Below are 23,041 nucleotides of genomic sequence, written 5' to 3' on the forward strand. Positions count from 1 at the left end.
TGAGATTACTGTCCTCTCTATGCCTTAAGACGCCACTTGGTCGGAGACCATACCATTCTTTTTCATCAAACGTGTCATCTCCCCCAAACGCTCATAAATACCTGACGAAGCAGCCATGTATTTGTTCTTAAAGTAGAAATAAAACATCAGCGCAGGAATCGCAATCAACAAGCCAGAGGCCGTAGTCACCAGCGCTTCGGAGATATTATTAGCCAATAACTCAGGCTTACCGAGACCTTGTGCTGCGATATTCCGAAAGGCCTTCACCATACCACTAACTGTGCCAAGCAAGCCCATCATCGGAGAGACCGAAGCAACGACCTGTAAGTATTGTACAAAAACCAACGGTCCAGCGAGCACCTTACCAGCCCGTTCCTCCAGGGCCTCATTCACCTCCGCGACCGAATTATAGCCTTCCTCCACGGTCTGAAACCCAAGGCGTAGGATGTCTGTCATATAGCCAGGATGTGCTTCACATGCACTTAAGCCCGCGCCAATATCACCGCCTTCAATCGCTGCTCGTAAATCATCGGTGGCTTCGGGCTGAGTGAAGCGTTTCTCCTTAATAATAAGGGCACAATAGCTCGCGAGCCCCACTGTCGCCACAGAGAAGGCCAAAAGCGGATACATCGCCCAGCCACCCTGCTGAAACATAGCCCACAGGGTAATATTCTCCACAGGAAGCGCAAGTTCGACAGCAACTTCAGCCTGCCCATACGCACCCCCAGCGCAAGTAACGAACGCCCCAAGAGCGAACGAAAAGCGTCCGAGGGCACGGTGAAACTTATTCGATAGTGTATTCATAATTCAGGTACTTCAGTGGTTAATACTTCTAGATCCTTACGGCTCGTGGCCGCCCAAGGACTCTCAGGAAAAGAAATCGTAAGTTCGCGATAGGCGGCGATGGCGGCCTGCTTCATATCGATCCGAGCGTAAACAGTCGCCACTGTATAAAGTAATTCCGGATACCATGGGTCGGTCGAACTCGCATAGGTTTTGCCCTCTGCGGCCGAACGCATCGCAGCCGACAAATCCTCGTCACGCAAACTCAAGCGAGCCTTAATCAGTTCACGCAAAGAATAGCCCGGAGTCGTGACATCCATCTCTGGCAAATTCTCAAGAAATACAGAAGGCACCAAATCGTGGCCGAGGTAAAAACTGCAATAAGCCACCCACAGACGGGCCCGTGTTTGATATAAATTATCCGCAACTTGAACCTTCCGATATAAATTGAAAGCGCGCATGTAATCACCACGTTCGCGCCAGGCGTTGGCCAGATCGAGCGCCACAGCCAGATGCGCTTCCGATAACTGCCGAGCGGAAAGGATATATTGATGCACACGGTCCAGCGCGGAAGCCTGCCCCGCATCGCTCAAGGCGAGCGCGAGCTTTCCAACACGCTCCAGCACACGGGGCGGCGCGAGTTGAAGAGGCATCTGCGTGGCCACTTCCGACGCCTCACGCCATTGGCCCGCAGCAATCAAAGCATCGAGATAAGACAGCACAGTGGGCAACATATTACCCGGTAAATGACTTAGCTCCAGATACTCAATAAAAGGCTTTGCAGACTCTCGAATCACGGGCAGAGCTTGCAGGGAATGGCCAGCCTCCAGGGCCTCAATCGCATCGTAAAATGCCTGAGGAAAAAGAAAATTGAGTGTGCCACGCTTGCGAACTAGCTCATCAAATTTAAGGTAAGCACGCCCACCATCATCACGGCCCAGGGGGCGAAACACGATTTCATCGCCATCTATACCGGTAAGTATCACGTCCTTCATTTGCTGCGGATACTGTAGACGCATCTGAATCTCTGGTTTGGCGGCTAAGAACGAAGGCATGAAGCAAGCAAACAGAAACACTCCAAGGAATAGCCCCAAAGAAGCGGTCTTCACCAGTGAAGCCCCTACACCCAGCACACCTAGCTCACAAAGGCGACAGTCTCCCGGCTCTCGAATGGAGGCAGCATTTGACAGCGAGCGGTTGTGAGTGATGTGAGACAATTTCATAACTTATAGAGATTGAGCGTGCTGGCGAATCACTTGGTAAAGGGGCGACCCTTCGGCGCCTGGCAGGTCCAAAAAGAATTGATACGTATTGCGAGCAGACTCGATCTCCCCCTGCTCTTCGAGCAGCTGACCACTTTCAAGCACCGCTTTGGCCGACCACTCGGGGTAGCCTGCATAAGCAAGATAAGTGCGCTCAAAAAAGCCTTGTGCTTTACCAGTTTCGGCCAGTTGCATAAAGCACAGACCTATCTTGAAGGTCGCTTCCGCCCACAACACACCACGCCAATCGCGCTGGTTAATAATCAGCGAATAGGCCTCTACTGCATCATTGTAACGCCGAGCTTGAAACAAAGCATCCGCACGCAGCATTGCCGCTCTTCGTGTTTGCGCGTTGCCAAAATAATCATCGAGTATACGCCCGTAAAAATCCGCGGCCTGATCAAAATAGCCCAGCGCCATTTCAAGTTGCCCCAACTCAAAAAGCGCACTTGCAGCAGCACTTGAATCGGGCGCTCTTTCAACAACCTGAAGCAGCCATGCACGTCCCATAAAAGGATCCTCTTCAGCCTTGATACCAGCCATCCAAACCAAGGTAGCAGGGCTCGCGAGAGCAAGCTCGGACTGACCGAGTTGCACGGGGCTGACCTCTACATTTGCGCGCAAATTCAGCACACGTAGCAAGCGTAGCGCTAAGGCCTCCTGTCCTGAAACAACAGCCGACTCCCGCATCTGCGTAAAGATACTCGCTGGATCGGACTCAGGCAGTTGATTCAATTGCGCCTCCACACCCCGCCGAATCACACGCAAGGTCTCGAAATCCAGAATATCCAGCGGGTCGCCTACCGAAGTTCCATCCTTTGCAGTCACTTCGAGCAACTGCTCATAAAGGGGCTGGCGAATCACCAATGCATCTTGCAGATTCCTTGGGATCTGCGGGTGCTGATTAAAGTAGCCGATTTGAGCGACCCGATTGAACAACATCTCACTGCGAAAGACATTGTCGTTTAACAAGCGCTGAATAAAAGCTGAAGTCTGCGCATACCTCTCACGAACTTCAGCATCCGTATTCCACCAGGCATCGATCAGTTGATCGACATGATCCGTCTCGACCCGATTACCGAAACGCTCAATACCGTCTCGATAATAGTCAAAAGCTTTACGAATACGACCTTGCGCAATGTGAGCATCCGCCAAGCGCACAACTGCCTCAGCGGCAGCCGGTGAAGCAGGAAAACGATCCAGATAGCGCTCCAGTAGTTCGTCGTGCTCCTGATAACGCTGATTGGCGAGTAGAAGTGAAGCTGATTCAAAATAAGCATGATCCATCAGCGCCTGAGCGCCACCAAAGCTTTCAACTTTGGCGTAATAGGCCAACGCAGTATCCACCAAAGCATCCATGGCATCCAAATCGCCAAGAAACACATGTGCTTCAGGCTGCAATGGATGTCCCGGAGAGTTCGACACCCACTCGCGAATGAGATCACGCGCGAGCCCATACTCTCCCATACCAAAGTAAGCTACAGCACGGCGAAAACGTGCTTCGACATAATATATGCTGCCAGGATATGCCTCGATCAAACGCTCGAAAGCCGTAAGTGCATGGGAAAAATTGCCAGTAAACAAATACGCCATACCCGACCAATAATCGACACTTTCAACAAAAGCACCTTCTGGAAACTCTTCCACCCAAAAGGGGAAAGTATCCAGTATTCGCTCAGTAGCACCTTGCTTGAAAAGCGCCTGTCCCAGTGCGTGCGCCATCTGAGTCGCCACCGGATCATATGGAAATCGGTGTAAAAACTCATCCGCCAAATCGGCGATTTTCTCCACGTCTTCCACTTGCTGGTAAAGTATAGACAACTGCGTTGCGATTGGCTTCTCAAACTCCAGGAATGCGGTCTCATTCAGATAAGTTTCCCCCTGCACGATGGCCTCATCCCGATAGCCACATTCAATCCCCTGTAAAAATGCTGCGTAACGAAACTGCTCAATATGCGGGTGCTGTGGATACTCTTGAATGAGACGCACAAAAGCAAAATAAGCCTCGTAGGTGCGGCCCATGAAACGCAGCACCCGTGCCTGTCTCCAACGCAAGTTCGCCGTATACTGAGGCGCCTCCACCAGTTCGAGTCGCTGCTCACGCAATGTATTTAACTGCTCTACGAATGTGCCAGCCTTGGACGCAATATATTGCCCGCTAAAGAGCTGCTCCTCAATTGCAATCAACCGATCCTCTACCGCATAAAGTAATTGTTCGACCGGTAAAACCATGGCAAATAGTAAGCCAGCCTCAAGGTCCTTCTCATCCTGCTCAAAGCGATCCCCCGTATGCAGCAAACGCAAGTTGATCCCGAGGTCGTAACGAAACTTGCGATCGCGATTGATCTCAACCACCAATCGCATCAACGAATCCAAGCCTTCTGCTTCCAGCGCACGGTCAAACAATGTGTTCAGCGCAAAGAGCCTCACTGGATCTGAAAAACGCTCACCTAAATAACGTCGCAAAACAGGAATCGTCTCGCTCTTGCGATCCGCCTCACCCGCAGCAGATACAAGTCGTTGCAAAACATCGTATAGCTCCTGCGCATCCAGTTGCAATGTATAGATCCGAAGAATATGCAAATAAGCGTCCACCGCAGCGTCCCATGCTTTAGAGCCATAATAACTGTCGGCACGGTTCATCATCGCCAGCGGGTGTTGCGGATCTGACAAAAAGGTCTGAATAAACTCATCCCAAAATTCAACTCCTGCAGTCAAGTGACCCGCCTCCTGAGTCAACTCATACCAACGCATGTGAGCGAGCCCTAGCATATAAAGATTCTCTCGATAAATAGCACGAAACTCTTCACTCATGGCGTTAGTCAAGCGCCCTTTAATTTCGAGCATGTATGGGATCGCTTCTTGCGGATTTGTAGACAAGGAGGCCTCCGCGCGACTCCCCAAAGTCGGCAAATCAACATCTGGAAAGTTCTGAACCTGCTGCGCGCAGAGCCAGCAGTGGCCCCACACCCACAACGACAAGCATCCAAGCCATCGGCACCTAAAAATGCCAAACGTCTTGCGTGTGATCACAGAGTATAGCCTATGGAACATCGGCTCCTTTCACATTCACAAAAACCGCTGACTGCATCGGCGCAAGCTGAAAAACCAATCGACCGTTATGCACATTTAACTCAGCTGCACTCAACACATCTGATAAAAAAGCATCCTCCAGCTCGGGTGCTAACTCAAAGACATAACGTTGAACTTCATCTGAACGGTTAAAGGCAACCAAGGCCACATCCTCAGCGTACTTGCGAACATAAGCGTATTGATCCTCACTCGCAACCAGCACTCGACGACTCCCAAGGAATAGCGAAGGATGTGCGCGCCGCGCCTTGGCTAATTTAGAAAAATGCATTTTAACGGACGCCTCTGCAGCGCTGACATCCTGACCAAAGCGCATCATGCGTCGATTATCCGGATCGCCTGCCCCCGTCATCCCAATCTCGTCACCATAGTAAATCATCGGCACTCCGTCGATGGTCAGCAAAAAAGTCATTGCCAACTTGAGCTTATCATAACTGGAGTCGTGATCGACGGTAATCGTCTGAGCCCACCCGGCCTCCTCATCGTCTGGATAAGCCGCACTGGGCAAGTCACCATCAGCATAAGCCATAAAACGCGATTTATCATGATTGCCAAGCAGGGCCGACATACGAACAGTGCGCCCATAAACCTCCTCCGATTCGCGCAAGGCTGACTCCAGTTGATCGAAACCAAGTTGCTCTTGTGCAAAGCACGGCACCAACACATCGTACAGAGGAAAATCAAACTGCCCATCCAACATATTCGGCCCCACAAAGTCGGAAATCCCTTGGCGATCCTGAAAAGTCTCTCCTACAAAATAAAGATTCTCTGATGGATATGTATCACGTATTCGAGTACGGAATCGCCACCAAAAATCGGGACGAATATGTTTCACTGCATCCAAGCGGTAGCCATCCAGATTAAAATGATCGATCCAATAAGTCGCATCCTCAAGCAGATACTCCACCGTGGCAGGATTGCGAAAATCAAATGCAGGCAAGAAAGGCTCAAACCATGTCGTATATGGATTATCGTTCCAACGACGCAGGTTGCGCGAGCCATCACTCAATTCCAATTGACCAAAAAGCTCAGGGCGCTCCTGACGAACTGGGTTTTCGACATGCACGTGCTTCAACACCAGATCCGACAACACTTTCATACCGTCATCGTGCGCGGCACTGATCAGCTCCAATAGCGCGGACTCCCCACCAAAGCGCTTTTCAACTCCAAAACGCTCAACCGGCCAATAGCCATGATAGCCTGTATAATGACGAAAAGGTTCGAGATATTCCTGCCACGAACCTGCTGGATTCTGATTGAGTGGAGCCAGCCACAGTACATTCACCCCCAATTCCTCAAAATATCCCGCATTCAGTTTTTGTTCGATTCCTTGAAAATCACCGCCCTGATAATTGGCCGCCGGCAGCACTTTCGGATCCGCGACTGTTTGTGAATTGCTGGCTTCTCCATCATAAAAACGATCGGTAAATGCGTAATAAATAATGTCATCGCGCCAGATATCGCGGGAAGGCTCGCCCGCATATGCAATAACTGGCAACCCAACTTTACCCACGGCATTCTCCACCAGAATTCGCACAAGTGTTCCTGGCGCGGCTCCGTGTAAAGAGACTCGAACTCGATCTCCTTCAACCTCACTAGTAAGCGCAACAACGCCACCATCCTCTGGTAACGCCTCGGCATGAACCAATGACAGCTTTTGATTGGCCTGGAGTAAGATCGATTTTTCCTCGATTGCCTTTACAAACAAAGTAGCCGCAGGCCGATTCGCGCCCGCGTCACCCACAACTTCGAGGACAGAATTAAAGCCTCCGTATCCATCGGACTCGCGGCTCTGCTGCGTCGGGTCCGGCAACCAGGCACCCTCGATCACGTATTTATATAAATAGCGGCCTGGTTGGAACTGAGTGATCACTTCCCAACCGCCCTCAACACGATGCAAGCTATGTGCGGCATCATTCCAATGATTAAAGTCCCCGACCAAAGAAACCGAGGCAGCCTGCTCATGACCTTCGATACGAAACTTTTGTGTTGTCACCGCCTCGATCGCAAGCGGCAACGAACTCAGCATCCGTGCACCAGTTGACTGACGTGGTTCCAGCGAAAATGGTAACACCTGTAAACCACGCGCTGCCTCAGATACTTTTAAATAGAGCACATGATTGATGCGATCAATCCGAGCTTGTATCATATCGCTGGATTCAACTCGAAAAGCATGTGACGCGCCCGGGTCACCAAAGCGACGTAAATCCAGCCGCAGTTCAGAGCCCGCACGGGCGCGTAGCAATGGCGGGGCACCAAGAAAAGCGGTCCCCGCATCAACGCTCGGGCTTTGCACGACTCCCGCAGGAACCGTATCCACTTTTTCGATACTCCAATAGCTGCAAGATTGCGGCTCCAGACCATCGAGGTAAATCCCTTCACGCACCGCATCCGCAACACGCACTGCGCGCGCAACCAGCGCCTCGCCCGCCAAACGATCACGTAGCACAAGCCAGCCCGGATCTTCCGGCGAGAGCCCCAATGTGGTGATCGCAGACTCCGGCAAACGCACACGCACGTGGCGTAGCGTTGCATTGGCGTGAAAATTAGTAGTGATCAAGTAGTGCGATTGGCTTTCGGGATCGCTACGCAAGTAGGCAAAGAACCAATGACCAGAAGGTCCGACATCAGCAACTTTGCCATAAAAGGGATTATCACGGTTTACCTCATTCAGCAGCAGGGCATTACCACGGGTAAATGCGGGCTCTGATTGTAACTGCAGCAGTCGCACATACCATGCACGCAACTCCGATTGCTCAGAAGATAGCTGCCCACCATCGGCAGCGCCGTGATTCCACCATTTATTCAGCTCTGGCAGCGACCAGTAATCAAAAATCGTCGTGCGTTGATCATCCCCTCCGAAGCCCTCACGCCCGAGGCCCGGCTCGCCGACTTCTTGCCCATGGTAGAGCATGACCGCGCCACGTGACAGACCGAAGAGGGTTGCCGTAACAGGTCGCCCGACCTCCATCCCCTGACCGCCCCAGGTATCTGGATGAGCTAGCCGGATCTCATCATGGTTCTCCGCATAACGCAGGGCACAATCAAAGAAGAATGCCCCCAGCCCCTCCTCCACATATTGCAGATCATTCGCCCACGCTTTACCGGTGTAAAGATGCTCTAAGCTATCATATGCGGGATCGTCATACACGGCATGAAAACCAGCATCCAGCAAAGCCAGCATCACGTTATCATCACGCGGTATCGCAGGATCATGCCCAGGCACTTTAGCAGGGTCATCATTATATGCCTCGGCAAAGAACAGCACATCGGAGTTACGCTCACGGGCGCGATGAATTAGCCATTTCCAGAACTCAGGCGGCACCATATGCGCCATGTCGGCTCGAAAGCCATCGACTCCAAGCCGCTGCCAATAGGCGATGATCGCATCCATCTTCTTCCAGGTATCAGGGATGCGGGCCCGCGGACTAACGGCGCTGGGGTATTGCGGGGGCGCATCGCGATTAAGGAAATCGAAACCATAGTTGAGCTTGATGGTTTCATACCAGTCACCGTTGGAGGGCCGCCAAGAGACGACGTTATTACCAGTGACGCGCCCATGCACGTTCTCGGGGGCGAAGTAGCCGTCGGCATTACCAACAAGGCATGCGGTTTCGTTGATAATTTGTCCCGACTTTGGATCGACCGTAGGTAAGCGCAGCGGAGCTTCGCCGGAGGTAAGCTCTTTAGTCAGATAGTAAAAGTTGTTATCGGAATCAAAATAGACGTCCTGACGGTCATTAACACCAAAGGCCAGCTCTGGACGAATGTCCGATGCATAACTGCGAGCGACGTGATTAGGCACAAAGTCGATAATGACCTTGAGATAGGCTGCCTGCATGCGAGCAGCCAAGGCTTTAAACTCTTGCAGACGCTGTGTAGGCTCGTCGGCATAGTCAGGTGAAACATCAAAGTAATCGCGGATGGCGTAAGGGCTGCCAGCGATGCCTTTAAGCAGATCAGGGTCGTCAGCGCGTTGTCCAGCTTCGCGGTAATCGGTGGACGTCGCTTGCTGGAGCAAACCAGTCAACCAAATGTGGCTAAAGCCATCGCTACGCAAACCATGCAAAACAGACTCGCTCAGATCACTGAATTTTCCGCTACCGTTTTCCGCTAGTGTGCCGTTCACCTTGCGAGTTTCGTTTTCGTTCCCGAAGAGGCGTGGTAACATTTGATAAATAACTGGCCGAGCATCCAGCACACCATAACGCCCACGTGGCTCCATACCGCCCGAAGCATTCGGCACGTAGTAGAATGGCAAATACACTTCATTCGCCCGCCGCGTGATATATTGTTTCTCCGGTGCCAGATCGCCCGTATCACTCACAGTAAACCATTGTACTGCCCGCGCTCGATCGTGCGGATCACCCGCTGGCAGCGAGAGCTTCAATTGATTTCCCTCAAGGGTCACAGCGATTCCATCGTGCGACATCGCTTGCCAGCGATAGTCTTTATAATGGCGTGCCGCAAGCACCTCTCCATACCGATTGAGCTGCAGCACAAGGTCGGCTTGAAACGCGAGAAAGACTCGACGCTCGGCATCTACAGACACCGCAGTCGACCCAAAACCCGCCCCGACATCCAGTGCCAGCCAGATGGAAGTACTTTGTGCCGACAAATCCAGCTTGGGAATCGTCAGCTCAATCGAGCGCGCAGACAAAGTAACGGCCGACAGAGCAATCAGGATAAAAAGGCGTAAGTTAGACATGGGGCTCAAAGACAGGGGAACAGGTTTCGAGGTAGCGTGCCCTACCATGACAGCGAATACTGGCAAATATCTAAACCAGCCCTATTTGACAGTTGAACAAATAGGTTGTTTGCCGCAGCTCGCAGCTGACCTAGCTTACTAGCACTCCATGAGCGATATCCCCCCACAGCCCCCCACCCGCATGCAGCGACTCGTTCGCCGCCCGCTACTATTCATACTCATAGGCAGTCTAGTGCTACACCTACTGGTCGGCCTCGTGCTGGGGAGTTGGAAAATCTTAACAATATTAACTGAAGAAGAAGTCGAAATGGTAGTCGTGCCCCCACCCGAAGCGATTCAACCACAGCAGCGCGAATACAAGATGAAGACAATGCGCTCCCAACGTTCGACTGCGCTATCCACCCAAATCCCGATTGCAGTGGATCAACCTTCCGACCTGAATTTACCAAAAATCGACCTCCCCAAGCCCAGCACGCACCAAACCACGATCAAAGCACGTGGCAGTGCCAGTGGAATCGGGGGCATCGGTGGCGGCTCCGGCGAAAGCGGCGGCTTCGCCACCCTCTTTGGAAACACCTCCCCACTGGCAGGCGCACTGGAGGGCACCTTTATCGATTTCAAGCAAGACCGCTACCGCGAGAATCCCCCTAAGGAAGGCTGGATGGACGCAGGCAAAGACTTCTTGCGCAATTACAACCTACGTGAATTCCGTAAATTCTTCAACGCCCCACAAAAACTCTACGCCACTCACTTCTACATCCCCTTGATCAACGCCGACGAGGCGCCGCGTGCTTTTGGTGTCGATACACTGGTCGAACCTAGTCAATGGATTGCCGTCTACCAGGGGCAGTTCCGCTCAGCCAAAGGCGGCAGTTTTCGCTTTGTCGGCACCGCCGACGACATCCTAATCGTCGGCGTCAAAGGCAAGACTGTGCTGTCCGCAGGCTTTACCGAGTCCAACCCGGGAAAATGGAGCCCCAGTGACGAGCCCCAACACGCCGCCCCCCCCGTATCACAATATCTACCAAAACTCACAGTAGGTGACTGGTTCAAACTCGCCCCGAACGAACCGACCGAGCTAACCGTGCTGATCGGCGAAATCCCCGGCGGTGAATTCGGCTGCTACCTATTCATCGAGGAAAAAGGCGTCGACTATCAAACGACCAACGAAGGTCGCCCCATTTTACCCGTTTTTAAACTCAAGGATTTCTCACGCAGCGATATCGACAGCATCAAGCGCGACGGCTACCCCAAGCGCTTGGACGGACAAAGTTTCGGATTTTTCTAAACGGCTATCTTGACTTTCTGACTCAAAAACTAAAGATAAGCTACATGAGTCAGATTGAAACCGCACAAACAGCCCACACCGAATCCCTGGATCTGGAGCTCGCCTCCGCGACCGAACGGGTGCGTTGGGCCTACGAAACTTACGGCGAGCAGCTCGTGCTCACCACCAGTTTTGGAGTGCAGAGCGCAGTCATGCTCCACTTGGTGTCGACGCTGATTCCCAAGATTCCGGTCATCTTCGTGGATACCGGCTATTTATTTCCAGCGACCTACACCTTCGCCGCGGAATTGACAGAACGTCTCAATCTAAACCTCAAAACCTATATTCCACTGCAAACGGCGGCACAGCAAGAGGCTCTCTATGGAAAACTATGGGAAAAAGGCATCGAGGGTCTCGAGCGTTATAATTTAATCAACAAAGTCGAGCCGATGAACCGCGCAGTCAAAGAGCTGGGTGCGACGGCATGGCTCTCCGGTCTGCGCCGCACTCAATCCAGTTCACGCAGCGAGCGTAAAGTCGTCGAAAGCCAAAATAAAACGACTAAGATTTACCCTATCATCGACTGGAATGATCGCGATGTATACGAGTATTTGACTGAGAACGGACTCCCTTACCACCCGCTCTGGGACCAAGGCTATGTCTCGGTCGGCGACTGGCACAGCACCAAAAAACTCGGCGTCGGCATGACCGAGGAAGAGACCCGTTTTGGTGGCCTCAAGCGCGAATGCGGCCTGCACGAAGTGACAGGTGGCAGCGACTTCCAAATCTAGTTTAGAGCTTAGTGGCAGCCACAGCCTTGGCTGCCACAACAATGCCCTCCGCCGGAATCCTGTTTGGCAGTGCCAGTAAAGCCGAAGCCACCAGAAATCAAGCGTCGCACTGGCACACCCGTCTCCGGATGCACAGTCAGAGGCGCGTCTTTCATCGATTGCTGCAGCTCAAATTGAATGGGTTCTTCACCCTCATGCTGTGGAATGGTCTCGTATGTATAGGTCGCCATAAGGAAAGAGTACACTCGCAAACCTTACTGACAAGCGAGATTCTGACACGGAAACTGCAGTAAAATACACTGGCTCTACCCTTGCGCCACTACCTGCAAATGCTTTTATCGGGAAAATATCATGATTCGCAGTACCGACACTGCCGATCGAGACGCTACTTTTCTCCCTAAAGACTGACCAAGACGCATGACCGCATCGAAGACTCCACAACACGTCGCCATTATCATGGACGGCAATGGCCGCTGGGCCAAGCAACGCAAACTTCCCCGCATCGAAGGACATCGTCGCGGCGCGGAAGCAATCAAACGCGTCCTAAAAGCAGCCCAAGACAATAAGGTCCGCAACATCACCCTATATGCCTTCAGTGTCGAGAACTGGAACCGTCCCAAAGACGAAGTCGACGCACTCATGAACCTGCTCGACCGCTTTTTGCGCGAACAACTGCCCGAGCTGATTAAACGCAAAATCCGGCTAAAGGTCATCGGCCGCTACCGCGAACTCCCCGCACACATTCAGACGCTCCTTTACAAGTCCGAAGAAGCGACACAAGACTTCGACGAATACACCCTCGGCTTGGCCCTCAATTATGGCTCCCGCACAGAGGTGCTGGATGCTGTCAAAGAGATCGCTCAAGCCTCGAAAGCCGGTGTGCTCGATCTGGATCAGCTCGACTACGATACCTTTCGCCACTATCTCTACACCCGTGACATGCCTGACCCGGATCTCGTAATCCGTACATCCGGCGAGTGCCGACTAAGCAATTTTTTAATGCTTCAGTCAGCATATGCAGAAATCTACTTCAGCCCCGTGCTCTGGCCGGACTTTAACGAAGCCGAGTTCAAAACCGCCTTGGTCGAATACGCCTCTCGCGAACGCCGCTACGGCAAGACCACTGAACAGTTAAAATCCAAATAACCCCACGCCCCCCACAAAACATGCAGCAACGTATCTTTAGTTTCGCCGCGCTCTGGACCATTCTAGCCATCTCGCTCTGGCTCTTTGGAGTCCACGCCGGCGTCTTTCTAGTCGCCATCCTCGCCTTTTTGACTCAGTTGGAGCTCTACCAACTCTTCGAAAAGATGGGGCTCAAGCCGATGAAGAAAATCGGTCTCACTGCGGGTGCCGTGATTAGCATCGGCGCTTACTACATCAGTGGTATTGATTCAGGCAACGACCTCTTTGTGCTCAGCTTTGTGGTGCTCACGCTCACAATCATTCGCCTCGACCTACAAGCTGGCCGTTTGCGCAGCTTCATGCCGACACTCTTCGGGCTCCTGTATGTGCCCTATTTACTACACTTCTTAATTAAAATCGTAAAACTGGCCGAACTCAATGGCGAGAGCGCAGCCACCGGCATGTTCCTCGCGGTATGGACCGTGGCCGTGGCGAAATGCGCGGATGTCGGCGGCCTACTGGTCGGCATGAAACTAGGAAAAACGCCCCTCTCCGTGATCAGTCCGAAGAAGACCTACGAAGGTGCCGCTGGTGGCATCGCCTTCTCGATGTTGATCGGCATCATCCTGACCGGCGTCTTTCACACACTTGCACCAGCAAATTTCAGCTGGTGGCTATGCGCACTGATCGCCATTCCGATCGGCATCGCTTCCATAGCATCGGACTTGGTCGAATCGGCGTTTAAACGTCAGGCCGATGTTAAAGATTCCGGAAAAATCATTCCCGGCATTGGCGGCATCTTCGATTTAACTGACAGCCTCATCCTAACCGCTCCGCTGGGGTATTTATTCTTTAAATACATGCTGTTCTAGATGGTAGCCCGCAAAAAAATCATCCTACTCGGTGCCACTGGCTCGATCGGCAGCAGCACACTACGCGTGCTGCGCGAACATAAAGATCGACTCGAACTCATCGGGGTCGCAGCACACAGTCGCCATGCCGAACTGGCCCAGATCTGTCACGAGTTCGACGTGCCGCACGCCGTGCTGCAGGATGAGAAAGCTTACCAAAGCGCCAAACAAGCCGGCAACTTCCCACCCGCCACCAATCTCAATTGCGGCGCAGAAGCCCTCGCAGAACTCGCCACACTCGATGCCGCCGACATCGTATTGGTCGCCGTAGTTGGCGCCGCCGGCCTGCGCCCCGCCTTGGCCGCAATCGAAGCTGGCAAAGACATCGCCCTAGCCAACAAAGAGCTGCTGGTGCTCGGTGGCGCGCACGTAATCGAAGCCGCCAAACGCAAAGGCGTGCGTTTACTCCCCACCGATAGCGAGCACAACGCGATCTTTCAGTGCCTACAAGGGCACCCGGCGAACCAAGTCGACAAGTTGATTCTGACTGCCTCTGGTGGACAGTTCCGCGACACCCCCAGCAGCGAATTAGACCATGTCACGCCCGAGATGGCGACCCAACACCCCAACTGGTCGATGGGGCCCAAGATCACGGTCGATTCCGCCACCATGGCCAATAAAGGCCTGGAACTGATCGAAGCACACTGGCTCTTCGGACTGGAACCCGAGCGTCTCGAAGTGGTCATTCACCCCCAGAGCGTGGTGCACTCCTTTGTTCAGTTTATCGACGGCTCCATTCTCGCGCAACTCAGCCCCCCATCGATGACCTTCGCCATCCAACACTGTCTCCTCTACCCCGACCGTGCGCCGGGCGTGGAGCCCACGACGGATTTCCGCACAGCCTTCTCACTCGACTTCAAAGCGCCCGACTTCAACAAATATCCCTGCCTGCAACTCGCCTACGATGCGCTCCGCAGCGGCGGCGCGTCAGCCGCAATTTTCAACGCCGCCAATGAAGTGGCTGTCGAACGCTTCTTGGCCAAAGAGATCGCCTACCTTGAAATTCCTAAGCTAATCGAGCATAGTCTCAGCCACATCACTGCACCACAACTGCCTAGCCTCGACCAACTGTTTCAAATCGACACCGAAACGCGCGCGATTGCTCAAACACACCGCTTTCAATAAATCCAAACATGTTTTCCACAATCCTCTACATCGCCCTCGCTCTCTTTGCGCTCGGATTTTCCATTTTCATCCATGAACTCGGCCATTTCATTGCAGCCAAAAAACGCGGTCTGATCGCCGACCGCTTTTCCATCGGCTTCGGCCCACGCCTCTTCGGCTGGCACCGTAACGGCACCGACTTCCGCCTCTCACTACTTCCCCTCGGTGGCTACGTGTCCTTGCCACAACTCGCCGACATGGGACGCATCGAAGGCGGTGAAAAAGAAGACGCCGACCGCCTGCCCCCGATCTCCTATGCCGACAAGATGATCGTCGCCGTAATGGGCGCGGTCTTTAATCTCATTTTCGCCCTCGTGCTCTCGCTGGTATTGTGGGGCGTCGGACGTGAAATCGTAAAATCCACCACCGTGGGCTTCGTCGCTGAAGAAATCCGAAACGCCGATGGCGAGATCGTGCCCGGCCCCGCCTATGCGGCTGGCATACGTGAGGGCGACAGCATTTACAGCATCGACGACAAGCAAGTGCCCGACTGGTGGTATTTCCAAAATGCCATCGCCACCAGCGTCGGCAAAGAAGCGGGCGAAAACGGACGCCGCCTAGTCGAAGTCGGCATTCTGCGCGATGGCCAAGCCATGGAATTTACCGTCTACCCCGAGCTCGTCTCCAGTGAGCGCATGCGCTACATCGGCATCGAGCCAGAGACCGACGAGACCTCTGCCCCCATCGTGATGCGCCTCGAACCCGGCATGCCTGCAATGGAAGCCGGCCTACAGCCGATGGACCGTTTAATTAAACTCGACGGCGAAGAGATCATCTCTGGCGCCTTCCTCAGCACCTACCTAGCCAATCACGGCGACCGCAGCATCAACGTCACCGTCGAACGCGACGGTAAAGAGATCACACTACCGATTCAGCCACGTATCAAAGAAGGCGAAAACAGCCCACGTTTCGGCTTCGCCTACGACTTCCAGGACAAGACTGAGATCGTGCACTACAATCCCATCGACCAGCTCTATCGCTTCGCCGAAACGATGAAGATGACCCTCTTCGCACTACTGCATAAGAACTCCGACGTGCACGTGAAAAACATGAGCGGCCCCGTCGGCATCGTCCACGGGCTCACCCGCATGGCGCAGATCGGCTTCATTGACCTGCTATGGATGCTAGCGCTGATCAACGTCAACCTCGCGATCTTCAACCTACTGCCGATCCCCGTATTGGACGGCGGGCACATGCTATTCGCCACCATTTCCAAAGTAATCGGTCGTCCCTTGCCCCAGAAGGTGATGGAAAACGTGCAAGGCGCCTTCATGATCTTACTCTTAGGCTTCGTCGTCTACGTCAGCTTCTTCGACGTCGGCCGCGTCGGCCGCGACATCGGGCTCATCGACGACGAGCCTCCGGCCCCCGCAGAAGCTGCACCCGCAGCCCCAACAACTGATGAAGCTGCACCTTAAGCCTAAAAAATACCAGAGTCAGCCCCCTCCCCGGTTCTGAGAACCGAGGCCACTCGCAAAGCGATTTCGAGTTGCGGCAGCACTACAACCGCCGGTCGAAACGGCTTCGCAGATCCGCTACACTCACACGGGGCTCTGCGTCCCACGCAGTCAGCTCTGCCAGGCCCAGTGCCCAAAGGGAAAAATCATTCTACTCCAAAATTGTTCTGCAGAAAAAATCCCCAAAGCCCATGCGTCCTGCGATTTAGAAAGTGCAGTGCATATTGTCTAAGCAGCAATGGCTGCCTAAAACATCTTATCTTGCTCATCAATATGACGGACTTGAGTGAGACTACCTTTGAACTTCGTCGCGAGAGCCTCCAAAATACCTGGACTTAACTTCGCCTCAGCCTCCTCGACCGTGAGCAATGGTTTACCCTTTGACAACTTAGATACGGCCGCCTCCCCCAACATCATTGAATCGAGGGCTTTATCCACTGCTTCAAGCTCTTCATCGCTGATTTCACCATTGAGCGCAGCGGTTAGCAAGTCCCCTGGGTTCTCAACGGATTCGTGTGCAGATACAGCCGTCGCTGCCTCCATCGGATTTCCATGGGGCGATTCATCAACGATGGCCCCGCCACCATCAGCGGCTGGAATCACTAGGGCTTTTTTTTTTCGCCGGCATCACCGGCTCCACCACCAGCTGCAGCCACTTGCTTGATCAAGCTGTCGATCGCACGCGAGCGAGACTCTTCAGCTGCTTTTAAGAGCACGACTTCGAAATTCACTTTCTCGGAAAGGCCCTTCTGCACGGACGCTTCTCCTCGGTGCAAGGCATCGAGCATACGCATAATCGACTCGGTGCTCATCTCGCCGCCCAGTTTGGTCGTATTGCCACCATTTTGAATGGCATCAAGCAATGCTCCACGTGCGTGTGCTTCAAGGTCGATCAAGATGCGAAAGAGGTCGCGTCCTTCGACTGCAAACTCATCCACCGCTGCGATAATGGCTGCGTAATCCAAGGAGGCAAGCGCCTGCGCCAACTGAGCGATCCGCTCATCCGAAACCAAGCCATAGACGTCGAGCACATCACTCTCTTTAATATCGCTGCCACAAAAAGAAATCATTTGATCGAGAATCGATTGGGCATCACGCATCCCGCCATTGGCGAGGCGAGCAATCGATGCCAGAGCGGCTGGCTCGACTTGAATCTCCTCTGATTCGCAAATCTCGGTCAACTTTCCGACGATCACATCGTCCGAAATCGGGCGAAACTCAAAGCGTTGACAGCGCGAGACGATGGTAGGCAGCACCTTGTGCGCCTCGGTGGTGGCAAAGAAGAACTTCACATGCTCGGGCGGCTCTTCCAGAGTTTTCAACAAGGCGTTGAACGCAGCCGTCGAGAGCATGTGCACCTCGTCGATGATGTAGATCTTATAAGTGCACTGGGCCGGTGCAAATTGGCACTCCTCACGCAGACTGCGCACTTGCTCGACGCTATTATTGGACGCACCGTCGATTTCGATCACATCCATGCAGGAGCCGTTCATAATGGCCTGACTGGTCTCGGACTCATTATCGGGCGTGGCACTCGGTCCCCCCTCGGCATTGAGCGCTTTGGCGAACAAACGAGCGGTGCTAGTCTTCCCCGTGCCGCGTGGGCCGACAAAGAGATAGGCGTGCGCAATGCGCTTGCTCTCGATGGCATTACTCAAGGTGCGCACGATGTGATCTTGCCCCACCAATTCACTGAACTGCTTAGGACGCCAGCGGCGCGCGATGACTTGATAACCTTTTTCCATCTTAATGTCTCCAAGAAGCTCTGAACCGAAGCATCTTGCAAGTGACTTTTTTAGGAACCGAGCAAATACTCAGGGTTCAACTTCTTGAGCTCCTCTTTCACGAAGAGACCATCCTTGCGGATCAGCTCACCGTCGAACCAAATCTCACCGCCACCGTATTCGGGCCGCTGGATCTGCACCATGTCCCAGTGCACTTGCGAGCGATTACCATTGTCAGCCTCTTCATAGGCTTGACCGGGTGTGAAGTGGAAAGAACCGGCAATCTTCTCATCAAAGAGGATGTCGCGCATGGGCTCCAGAATGTGTGGATTGAACCCAATCGCGAACTCACCAATATAACGCGCCCCTGCATCGGAATCCAGAATCTCGTTAAGACGGCCCGCATTGGTGCCATCGGCATGCACGATTTTCCCTTTTTCAAACTTGAGGTGAATGCGATCAAAAGAAGTGCCTTGATAGACGGTGGGCGCATTATAAGTGATCTCGCCTTCAACCGAGTCTTTAACCGGACAGGAGAACACTTCACCATCGGGAATATTGTGCGTGCCACCACAAGCCACCGCGTTGATGCCCTTGATTGAAAAACGCAGATCGGTATTGGGCCCTTTCAACTCGACACGATCGGTCGCAGTCATAAGTGCCTCCAATGCCGCCATGCCCTCCGTCATACGGCTGTAATCCTGGGTGCAAACCCGAAAAAAGAAGTCTTCAAAACTCTCAGTGCTCATCATGGCTTGCTGTGCCATCGCCGGGGTCGGCCAGCGCAGAATCACCCACTTGGTTTTATTCACACGATAGTCGAGCACAGCCTTCATCGCCTTCATCACTTGCCCCACCTTGGCGGGATCCACATCTGACATCTCGAAAATGTTGTCTGAACCTCGCACAGCAATGTATGCATCCATCTTCTGCATACGTGCCAGCTCCCAAGTTGCCTGGGTTTCAAACTGCTCGGCATCGACTGCATTGATCAACTCACGGTTGATGCGTGCGTTCTGCACATTCACAAATGGCACAGCCCCACGCTCACGAGCCGCACGAACAAGAGCCACCACCATGGCCTCAGGGATGTCAAACGCATCGATCAACACGCGCTCGCCCTTTTGAAGATTTGTTGAGAAGCCAGTCAATACACCAGCCAGTTTTGAAAAGTTTGGTTCCATAACTGCAATGCGAACGATTTAAACGCCAAGGTCAAAGCCACAAAATGGAAATTTCAAAGTGAGTCCTCATTCCCAGTGCCAGACCTGACACCACTATACTGTGGCATCCAGCTCAGCAATCCATTTGGCACGGGTAACTCGCATCCACGAGCGCGACTTCAAAACCATTCTTCGCAAGCTGTTTCAACTCGTCATTAGAGAAAGCTAAGCCCGCGCTTAATGCGGCATACTCATCCTCCACTGTATTTCCAAATGAAAAAGGATCGTCGGTACTAATCGTGCAACGAAGCCCGCGCTCAAAAAACTGGCGGATGGGATGTTGTTCCAAGCTGTCCACCACATCGAGTTTCACGTTGCTAATCGGACAGACATCAAAAGTCGCCCCAGCATCAATCGCGAGTTGCACTACGGCATCATCCTCAATGGCACGTATGCCATGCTGAATACGCTTACTACCGAGCACTTCAATCGCCTCTCGCACGTGAGCAGCTGGCCCAAACTCGCCCGCATGTGCTTTTGTCTCCAGACCATGCGAACGCGCCTTCTCCCACAGCTTAGCCGTCCATAATTCCAAAGGCAAATATTCGACTCCGTGCAAATCAAGCCCCGAAAGTCCCTCCCAGGTGACACAATCTTCCAGGACGGGTGCCAGTGTTGGGTTATAGCAATTACGCGCCATCCCCATAAAGACCCGCACTTCGAGACCGGCGGGTGCTGCGGAGCGTATGGCATTCACAATTTCCGGACCAGGAATACCTAAAAACTCGATCATACCAGCATGAAAGGAAGTCTCAACATAACGAACATTCTGAGCCAGGTGACCGGCAAAGATCACCTTAGCGGCCTCATGGTAACGCTCTGGGGTGGTGAACCAGTGCATCGCGTGCTCGATCAAGTGCGATTCAAAGTCTTCAAAGCACTTCCATTTAAAATCAGGCTTCCAACACGGCTGCGAATGCTGAAATTTGTCGGGATCGAGCTGCTGCAGCAATTGATACGGCAAAGCTCCCTCGATGTGGAGATGCGTCTCCGTTTTAGGTAGGCGGTGGATAAAGTCGGCGGTGGCTGAGTCGATGGGTGCGTGCATAAATGGGAATTAAGAATTTTTGATGCGCGTTCGGCGAGGAAGAAAAATGCTGGAGTCTCTCCTTAGACGGTATCAGCCACTGAGCGAAAGCAGCCAAAAGGCGCAACTCCAATAAATTGACATAAAAAAGCCCGTTCTCGTGAGAGAACGGGCTAGTTAAAAAGAGTGGAGAGAAGCGCTTACGCGTCTTTCTTTTCCTCAGTAGCAGGTGCTTCTTCAGCATCTGCCTCAGCTGCGGGTGCTTCTTCAGCAGGCGCTTCCTTAGCGGCAGCTTTCTTCGCAGCCTTCTTAGTGGCTTTCTTGGCAGCCTTCTTCTTAGGCTTTGGGTTGTAACCTTCGTCGTTACCATCAACGAATTCGATCAGAGCCATTTCAGCCGCATCACCGATACGTTGACCTAGCTTGTAGATACGAGTGTAACCGCCATTGCGCTCGGTGAACTCAGTAACAAGTTCGTCGAAAAGCTTAGCGACAGCCTTTTTATCGCGAACGCGAGAAATCGCGAGGCGACGGTAGTGAAGCTTACGAGCAGCGTCGTTGGCCTTTTCAGCCTTCTTAGCGAGCGTAATGATCTTCTCGATGAAAGGGCGAAGGGCGCGTGCCTTGGATATGGTCGTTTCGATGCGGCCGTGTGTGATGAGAGCAGTCGCGAGATTGCCCATCATTGCGGAACGGTGTGGCCCGGAAACGCCGAGTTTATGTTTTCTCTTATTGTGACGCATTGTCTAAATTTCTTTCTACTAAAGGGGAGGGAAAAGTGAGCGATTAAAGTTCGCTACCCTTTTCAAGGAGGCGTTCGTCGATCTTCATACCAAGGGAAAGACCGAGTTGTTCGAGCTTATCTTTAATTTCGTTGAGCGACTTTTTACCGAAGTTGCGATACTTGAGCATCTCTTGTTCAGACTTCATGGCGAGTTCACCCACAGTGGTGATGTTCGCATTGTTGAGGCAGTTCGCAGCACGGACCGATAGCTCGATTTCGTTCACGCTCATGTTAAGCAGCTTGCGTAGGCGATTTTGCTCTTCGCTGATTTCCTTGCTTTCGCTCTCGAACTCGACGTCGTCTTGAGAAACTTCGTCGAACACATCGAGGTGGTGCTTAAGGATTGCGGCGCATTGCTTGAGTGCATCGTCCGGGCTGACACGACCGTCGGTGGTGATTTCGAGGATCAGCTTGTCATAATCCATTGATTGGCCCACACGGGTGTTCTCAACGGAATACTTGACCAAGCGAACAGGGCTGAAAAGAGAATCGATGGGGATCACACCAATGGGCTGATCTTCCTTCTTATTCTCTTCACCGGTGCAATATCCACGGCCTACTTTAACTTCAAGCTCGGCGAGAAAACGCTGCGGGCGATCCAGTGTGCAGATCAATTGATCTGGATTGATCACCTTGAAATTCGCATCTTCTTGAATGTCTGCAGCAGTCACTTTGCCATCACGATTCACATCGATCAGCAGTGTCGCTGTTTCGCGAGAGTCAGAGACGAGGAGGACCTTCTTAAGGTTAAGAACGATGTCAGTGACATCCTCTACAACACCTTCGATGCTTTGGAACTCATGTTGCACACCATCGATTTTGATCGAGGTAATCGAAGCACCTTCAATCGAGCTAAGAAGCACACGGCGAAGCGAGTTGCCGATCGTATGACCGTAACCGGTCTCAAACGGCTCAGCTGTAAAGGTGGCGAAAGTGTCTGTCGCGGTTTCTTCAACCTTGGACAGACGATTTGGAAGTTCGAATTTTCCTAAGCGCTTTGGCATAATGGACTTTTCTCTAGCTGGTTACAATTATTGCGATAATCGAATGATACGATGAACAAAGCCGGATTAGCGGCTATAGAATTCAACGATCAATTGAACGTTAATCGACTCTTCGGTCTCCTCGTTGGAGGGCAGGCGATTAACGGTGGCTTTGAGCGCGTCAGCATTAAGTGTCAACCACTCAGGAACTGTGCGAGCTTGGCTCTCTTCCATGCAACGAGTTGCGAGTTGACGAGACGAGGTGCGTTCACGCACTTCGATTTCGTCACCTTCTTTTACCATGAAGCTAGCGATATCGGTCTTCTTGCCGTTCACAGCGATGTGACCGTGACCTACAAACTGACGTGCCGCAGCACGTGATTTGGCGAAACCAAGGCGGTAGATGACGCTATCCAAGCGGCATTCCAGCATCTTAAGGAAAATCTCACCGGTAACACCACGTGTTGCCTTCGCTTTTTCGAAAGTAAGGCGGAACTGCTTCTCTGTCATGCCATACATGAAGCGAAGCTTTTGCTTTTCATTCAGACCAACCGCATAATCGCTGAGCTTGCGGCGCAGGCGAGGGCCGTGCTGACCGGGAGGGTGTGGCTTACGTTCGAATGCCTTGGTGGGGGCAAAGATAGCCTGACCAAAACGGCGATTGATACGAGTAGTGGGTCCTGTGTAACGGGCCATGTTTTATTTTCCTTATTATCTGCTAACTAATTTATATGTATCTATG

General features: G+C 52.7%; 18 protein-coding genes. 6 read left to right on the plus strand and 12 right to left on the minus strand.

The annotated features are described in order from the left end of the window. Window positions 1–24: 24 nt before the first annotated feature. From SH580_RS10000 to SH580_RS10015, 4 genes are all read right to left on the minus strand, one after another. Window positions 25–804: a MotA/TolQ/ExbB proton channel family protein gene (locus SH580_RS10000; protein WP_319834843.1), complete on the minus strand. Its 780-nt coding sequence runs from the start codon at window positions 802–804 to the stop codon at window positions 25–27. Beyond that, window positions 801–2,006, minus strand: coding sequence for a tetratricopeptide repeat protein (locus SH580_RS10005; RefSeq protein WP_319834844.1), 1,206 nt, complete (start codon window positions 2,004–2,006; stop codon window positions 801–803). The genes SH580_RS10000 and SH580_RS10005 overlap by 4 nt, the downstream gene beginning before the upstream one ends. 3 nt (window positions 2,007–2,009) lie before the next feature. Continuing rightward, window positions 2,010–4,892 (minus strand): tetratricopeptide repeat protein, encoded by a 2,883-nt coding sequence (locus tag SH580_RS10010; RefSeq protein ID WP_319834845.1) that lies wholly within the window; start codon window positions 4,890–4,892, stop codon window positions 2,010–2,012. A 196-nt stretch (window positions 4,893–5,088) separates the two neighbouring features. Continuing rightward, a complete protein-coding gene (locus SH580_RS10015; protein ID WP_319834846.1) occupies window positions 5,089–9,843 on the minus strand; it encodes an alpha-amylase family glycosyl hydrolase in 4,755 nt (1,584 codons plus the stop codon). 148 nt (window positions 9,844–9,991) lie between these two features. On the opposite strand from SH580_RS10015, the gene SH580_RS10020 reads away from it, so the two are divergent. Both SH580_RS10020 and SH580_RS10025 read left to right on the plus strand, forming a co-directional pair. Further along, window positions 9,992–11,131, plus strand: coding sequence for a hypothetical protein (locus tag SH580_RS10020; protein WP_319834847.1), 1,140 nt, complete (start codon window positions 9,992–9,994; stop codon window positions 11,129–11,131). Between the two features lie 44 nt (window positions 11,132–11,175). Further along, window positions 11,176–11,901: a phosphoadenylyl-sulfate reductase gene (locus tag SH580_RS10025; protein ID WP_319834848.1), complete on the plus strand. Its 726-nt coding sequence runs from the start codon at window positions 11,176–11,178 to the stop codon at window positions 11,899–11,901. 8 nt (window positions 11,902–11,909) lie between these two features. Here SH580_RS10025 and SH580_RS10030 read toward each other — a convergent pair whose 3' ends face one another. Continuing rightward, window positions 11,910–12,131: an FmdB family zinc ribbon protein gene (locus SH580_RS10030; protein ID WP_319834849.1), complete on the minus strand. Its 222-nt coding sequence runs from the start codon at window positions 12,129–12,131 to the stop codon at window positions 11,910–11,912. Window positions 12,132–12,318: 187 nt separating this feature from the next. On the opposite strand from SH580_RS10030, the gene uppS reads away from it, so the two are divergent. Genes uppS through rseP form a run of 4 tightly spaced genes read left to right on the plus strand, consistent with a single transcriptional unit; the run spans window position 12,319 to window position 16,519 of the window. Continuing rightward, the gene (uppS, locus tag SH580_RS10035) at window positions 12,319–13,047 is read left to right on the plus strand and encodes an undecaprenyl pyrophosphate synthase (RefSeq protein ID WP_319834850.1); all 729 of its coding nucleotides are present in this window, start codon (window positions 12,319–12,321) and stop codon (window positions 13,045–13,047) included. Between the two features lie 20 nt (window positions 13,048–13,067). After that, on the plus strand, window positions 13,068–13,898 hold the full coding sequence (locus tag SH580_RS10040; RefSeq protein WP_319834851.1) for a phosphatidate cytidylyltransferase: 831 nt from the start codon (window positions 13,068–13,070) through the stop codon (window positions 13,896–13,898). After that, the gene (gene dxr / locus SH580_RS10045) at window positions 13,899–15,062 is read left to right on the plus strand and encodes a 1-deoxy-D-xylulose-5-phosphate reductoisomerase (RefSeq protein ID WP_319834852.1); all 1,164 of its coding nucleotides are present in this window, start codon (window positions 13,899–13,901) and stop codon (window positions 15,060–15,062) included. An 8-nt stretch (window positions 15,063–15,070) separates the two neighbouring features. Further along, window positions 15,071–16,519: an RIP metalloprotease RseP gene (gene rseP, locus SH580_RS10050; protein WP_319834853.1), complete on the plus strand. Its 1,449-nt coding sequence runs from the start codon at window positions 15,071–15,073 to the stop codon at window positions 16,517–16,519. 285 nt (window positions 16,520–16,804) lie between these two features. Here rseP and SH580_RS10055 read toward each other — a convergent pair whose 3' ends face one another. From SH580_RS10055 to rpsD, 7 genes are all read right to left on the minus strand, one after another. Then, complete coding sequence (locus SH580_RS10055) at window positions 16,805–17,161, minus strand: hypothetical protein (protein ID WP_319834854.1); 357 nt, start codon at window positions 17,159–17,161, stop codon at window positions 16,805–16,807. Beyond that, entirely contained in the window at window positions 17,161–18,303 is a 1,143-nt protein-coding gene (gene dnaX / locus SH580_RS10060) for a DNA polymerase III subunit gamma/tau (RefSeq protein WP_319834855.1), read from the minus strand. Before dnaX ends, SH580_RS10055 begins: the two co-directional genes overlap by 1 nt. Window positions 18,304–18,353: 50 nt before the next feature. Next, on the minus strand, window positions 18,354–19,466 hold the full coding sequence (locus SH580_RS10065) for an aminopeptidase (protein ID WP_319834856.1): 1,113 nt from the start codon (window positions 19,464–19,466) through the stop codon (window positions 18,354–18,356). A gap of 112 nt (window positions 19,467–19,578) precedes the next feature. Beyond that, on the minus strand, window positions 19,579–20,553 hold the full coding sequence (locus tag SH580_RS10070) for an adenosine deaminase family protein (protein WP_319834857.1): 975 nt from the start codon (window positions 20,551–20,553) through the stop codon (window positions 19,579–19,581). 179 nt (window positions 20,554–20,732) lie between these two features. Beyond that, window positions 20,733–21,275: a 50S ribosomal protein L17 gene (rplQ, locus tag SH580_RS10075; RefSeq protein WP_345786221.1), complete on the minus strand. Its 543-nt coding sequence runs from the start codon at window positions 21,273–21,275 to the stop codon at window positions 20,733–20,735. Window positions 21,276–21,318: 43 nt separating this feature from the next. Then, window positions 21,319–22,320: a DNA-directed RNA polymerase subunit alpha gene (locus SH580_RS10080; protein WP_319834858.1), complete on the minus strand. Its 1,002-nt coding sequence runs from the start codon at window positions 22,318–22,320 to the stop codon at window positions 21,319–21,321. A gap of 66 nt (window positions 22,321–22,386) precedes the next feature. Beyond that, window positions 22,387–22,995, minus strand: a complete 609-nt coding sequence (rpsD, locus tag SH580_RS10085) for a 30S ribosomal protein S4 (protein WP_319834859.1) — start codon at window positions 22,993–22,995, stop codon at window positions 22,387–22,389. Window positions 22,996–23,041: the final 46 nt, after the last annotated feature.

It is taken from the genome of Coraliomargarita algicola (assembly GCF_033878955.1).
Classification (GTDB): domain Bacteria; phylum Verrucomicrobiota; class Verrucomicrobiia; order Opitutales; family Coraliomargaritaceae; genus Thalassobacterium; species Thalassobacterium algicola.

Bases quoted from the DNA above. Each gene is read 5' to 3' on its own strand.
- SH580_RS10025 (WP_319834848.1), top strand. From the start codon at position 11,176: ATGAGTCAGATTGAAACCGCACAAACAGCCCACACCGAATCCCTGGAT.
- SH580_RS10065 (WP_319834856.1), bottom strand. From the start codon at position 19,466: ATGGAACCAAACTTTTCAAAACTGGCTGGTGTATTGACTGGCTTCTCA.
- SH580_RS10040 (WP_319834851.1), top strand. From the start codon at position 13,068: ATGCAGCAACGTATCTTTAGTTTCGCCGCGCTCTGGACCATTCTAGCC.
- uppS (WP_319834850.1), top strand. From the start codon at position 12,319: ATGACCGCATCGAAGACTCCACAACACGTCGCCATTATCATGGACGGC.
- SH580_RS10000 (WP_319834843.1), bottom strand. From the start codon at position 804: ATGAATACACTATCGAATAAGTTTCACCGTGCCCTCGGACGCTTTTCG.
- SH580_RS10070 (WP_319834857.1), bottom strand. From the start codon at position 20,553: ATGCACGCACCCATCGACTCAGCCACCGCCGACTTTATCCACCGCCTA.
- SH580_RS10015 (WP_319834846.1), bottom strand. From the start codon at position 9,843: ATGTCTAACTTACGCCTTTTTATCCTGATTGCTCTGTCGGCCGTTACT.
- dnaX (WP_319834855.1), bottom strand. From the start codon at position 18,303: ATGGAAAAAGGTTATCAAGTCATCGCGCGCCGCTGGCGTCCTAAGCAG.
- rseP (WP_319834853.1), top strand. From the start codon at position 15,071: ATGTTTTCCACAATCCTCTACATCGCCCTCGCTCTCTTTGCGCTCGGA.
- SH580_RS10030 (WP_319834849.1), bottom strand. From the start codon at position 12,131: ATGGCGACCTATACATACGAGACCATTCCACAGCATGAGGGTGAAGAA.
- rpsD (WP_319834859.1), bottom strand. From the start codon at position 22,995: ATGGCCCGTTACACAGGACCCACTACTCGTATCAATCGCCGTTTTGGT.
- SH580_RS10005 (WP_319834844.1), bottom strand. From the start codon at position 2,006: ATGAAATTGTCTCACATCACTCACAACCGCTCGCTGTCAAATGCTGCC.
- dxr (WP_319834852.1), top strand. From the start codon at position 13,899: ATGGTAGCCCGCAAAAAAATCATCCTACTCGGTGCCACTGGCTCGATC.
- rplQ (WP_345786221.1), bottom strand. From the start codon at position 21,275: ATGCGTCACAATAAGAGAAAACATAAACTCGGCGTTTCCGGGCCACAC.
- SH580_RS10020 (WP_319834847.1), top strand. From the start codon at position 9,992: ATGAGCGATATCCCCCCACAGCCCCCCACCCGCATGCAGCGACTCGTT.
- SH580_RS10010 (WP_319834845.1), bottom strand. From the start codon at position 4,892: ATGCTCGAAATTAAAGGGCGCTTGACTAACGCCATGAGTGAAGAGTTT.
- SH580_RS10080 (WP_319834858.1), bottom strand. From the start codon at position 22,320: ATGCCAAAGCGCTTAGGAAAATTCGAACTTCCAAATCGTCTGTCCAAG.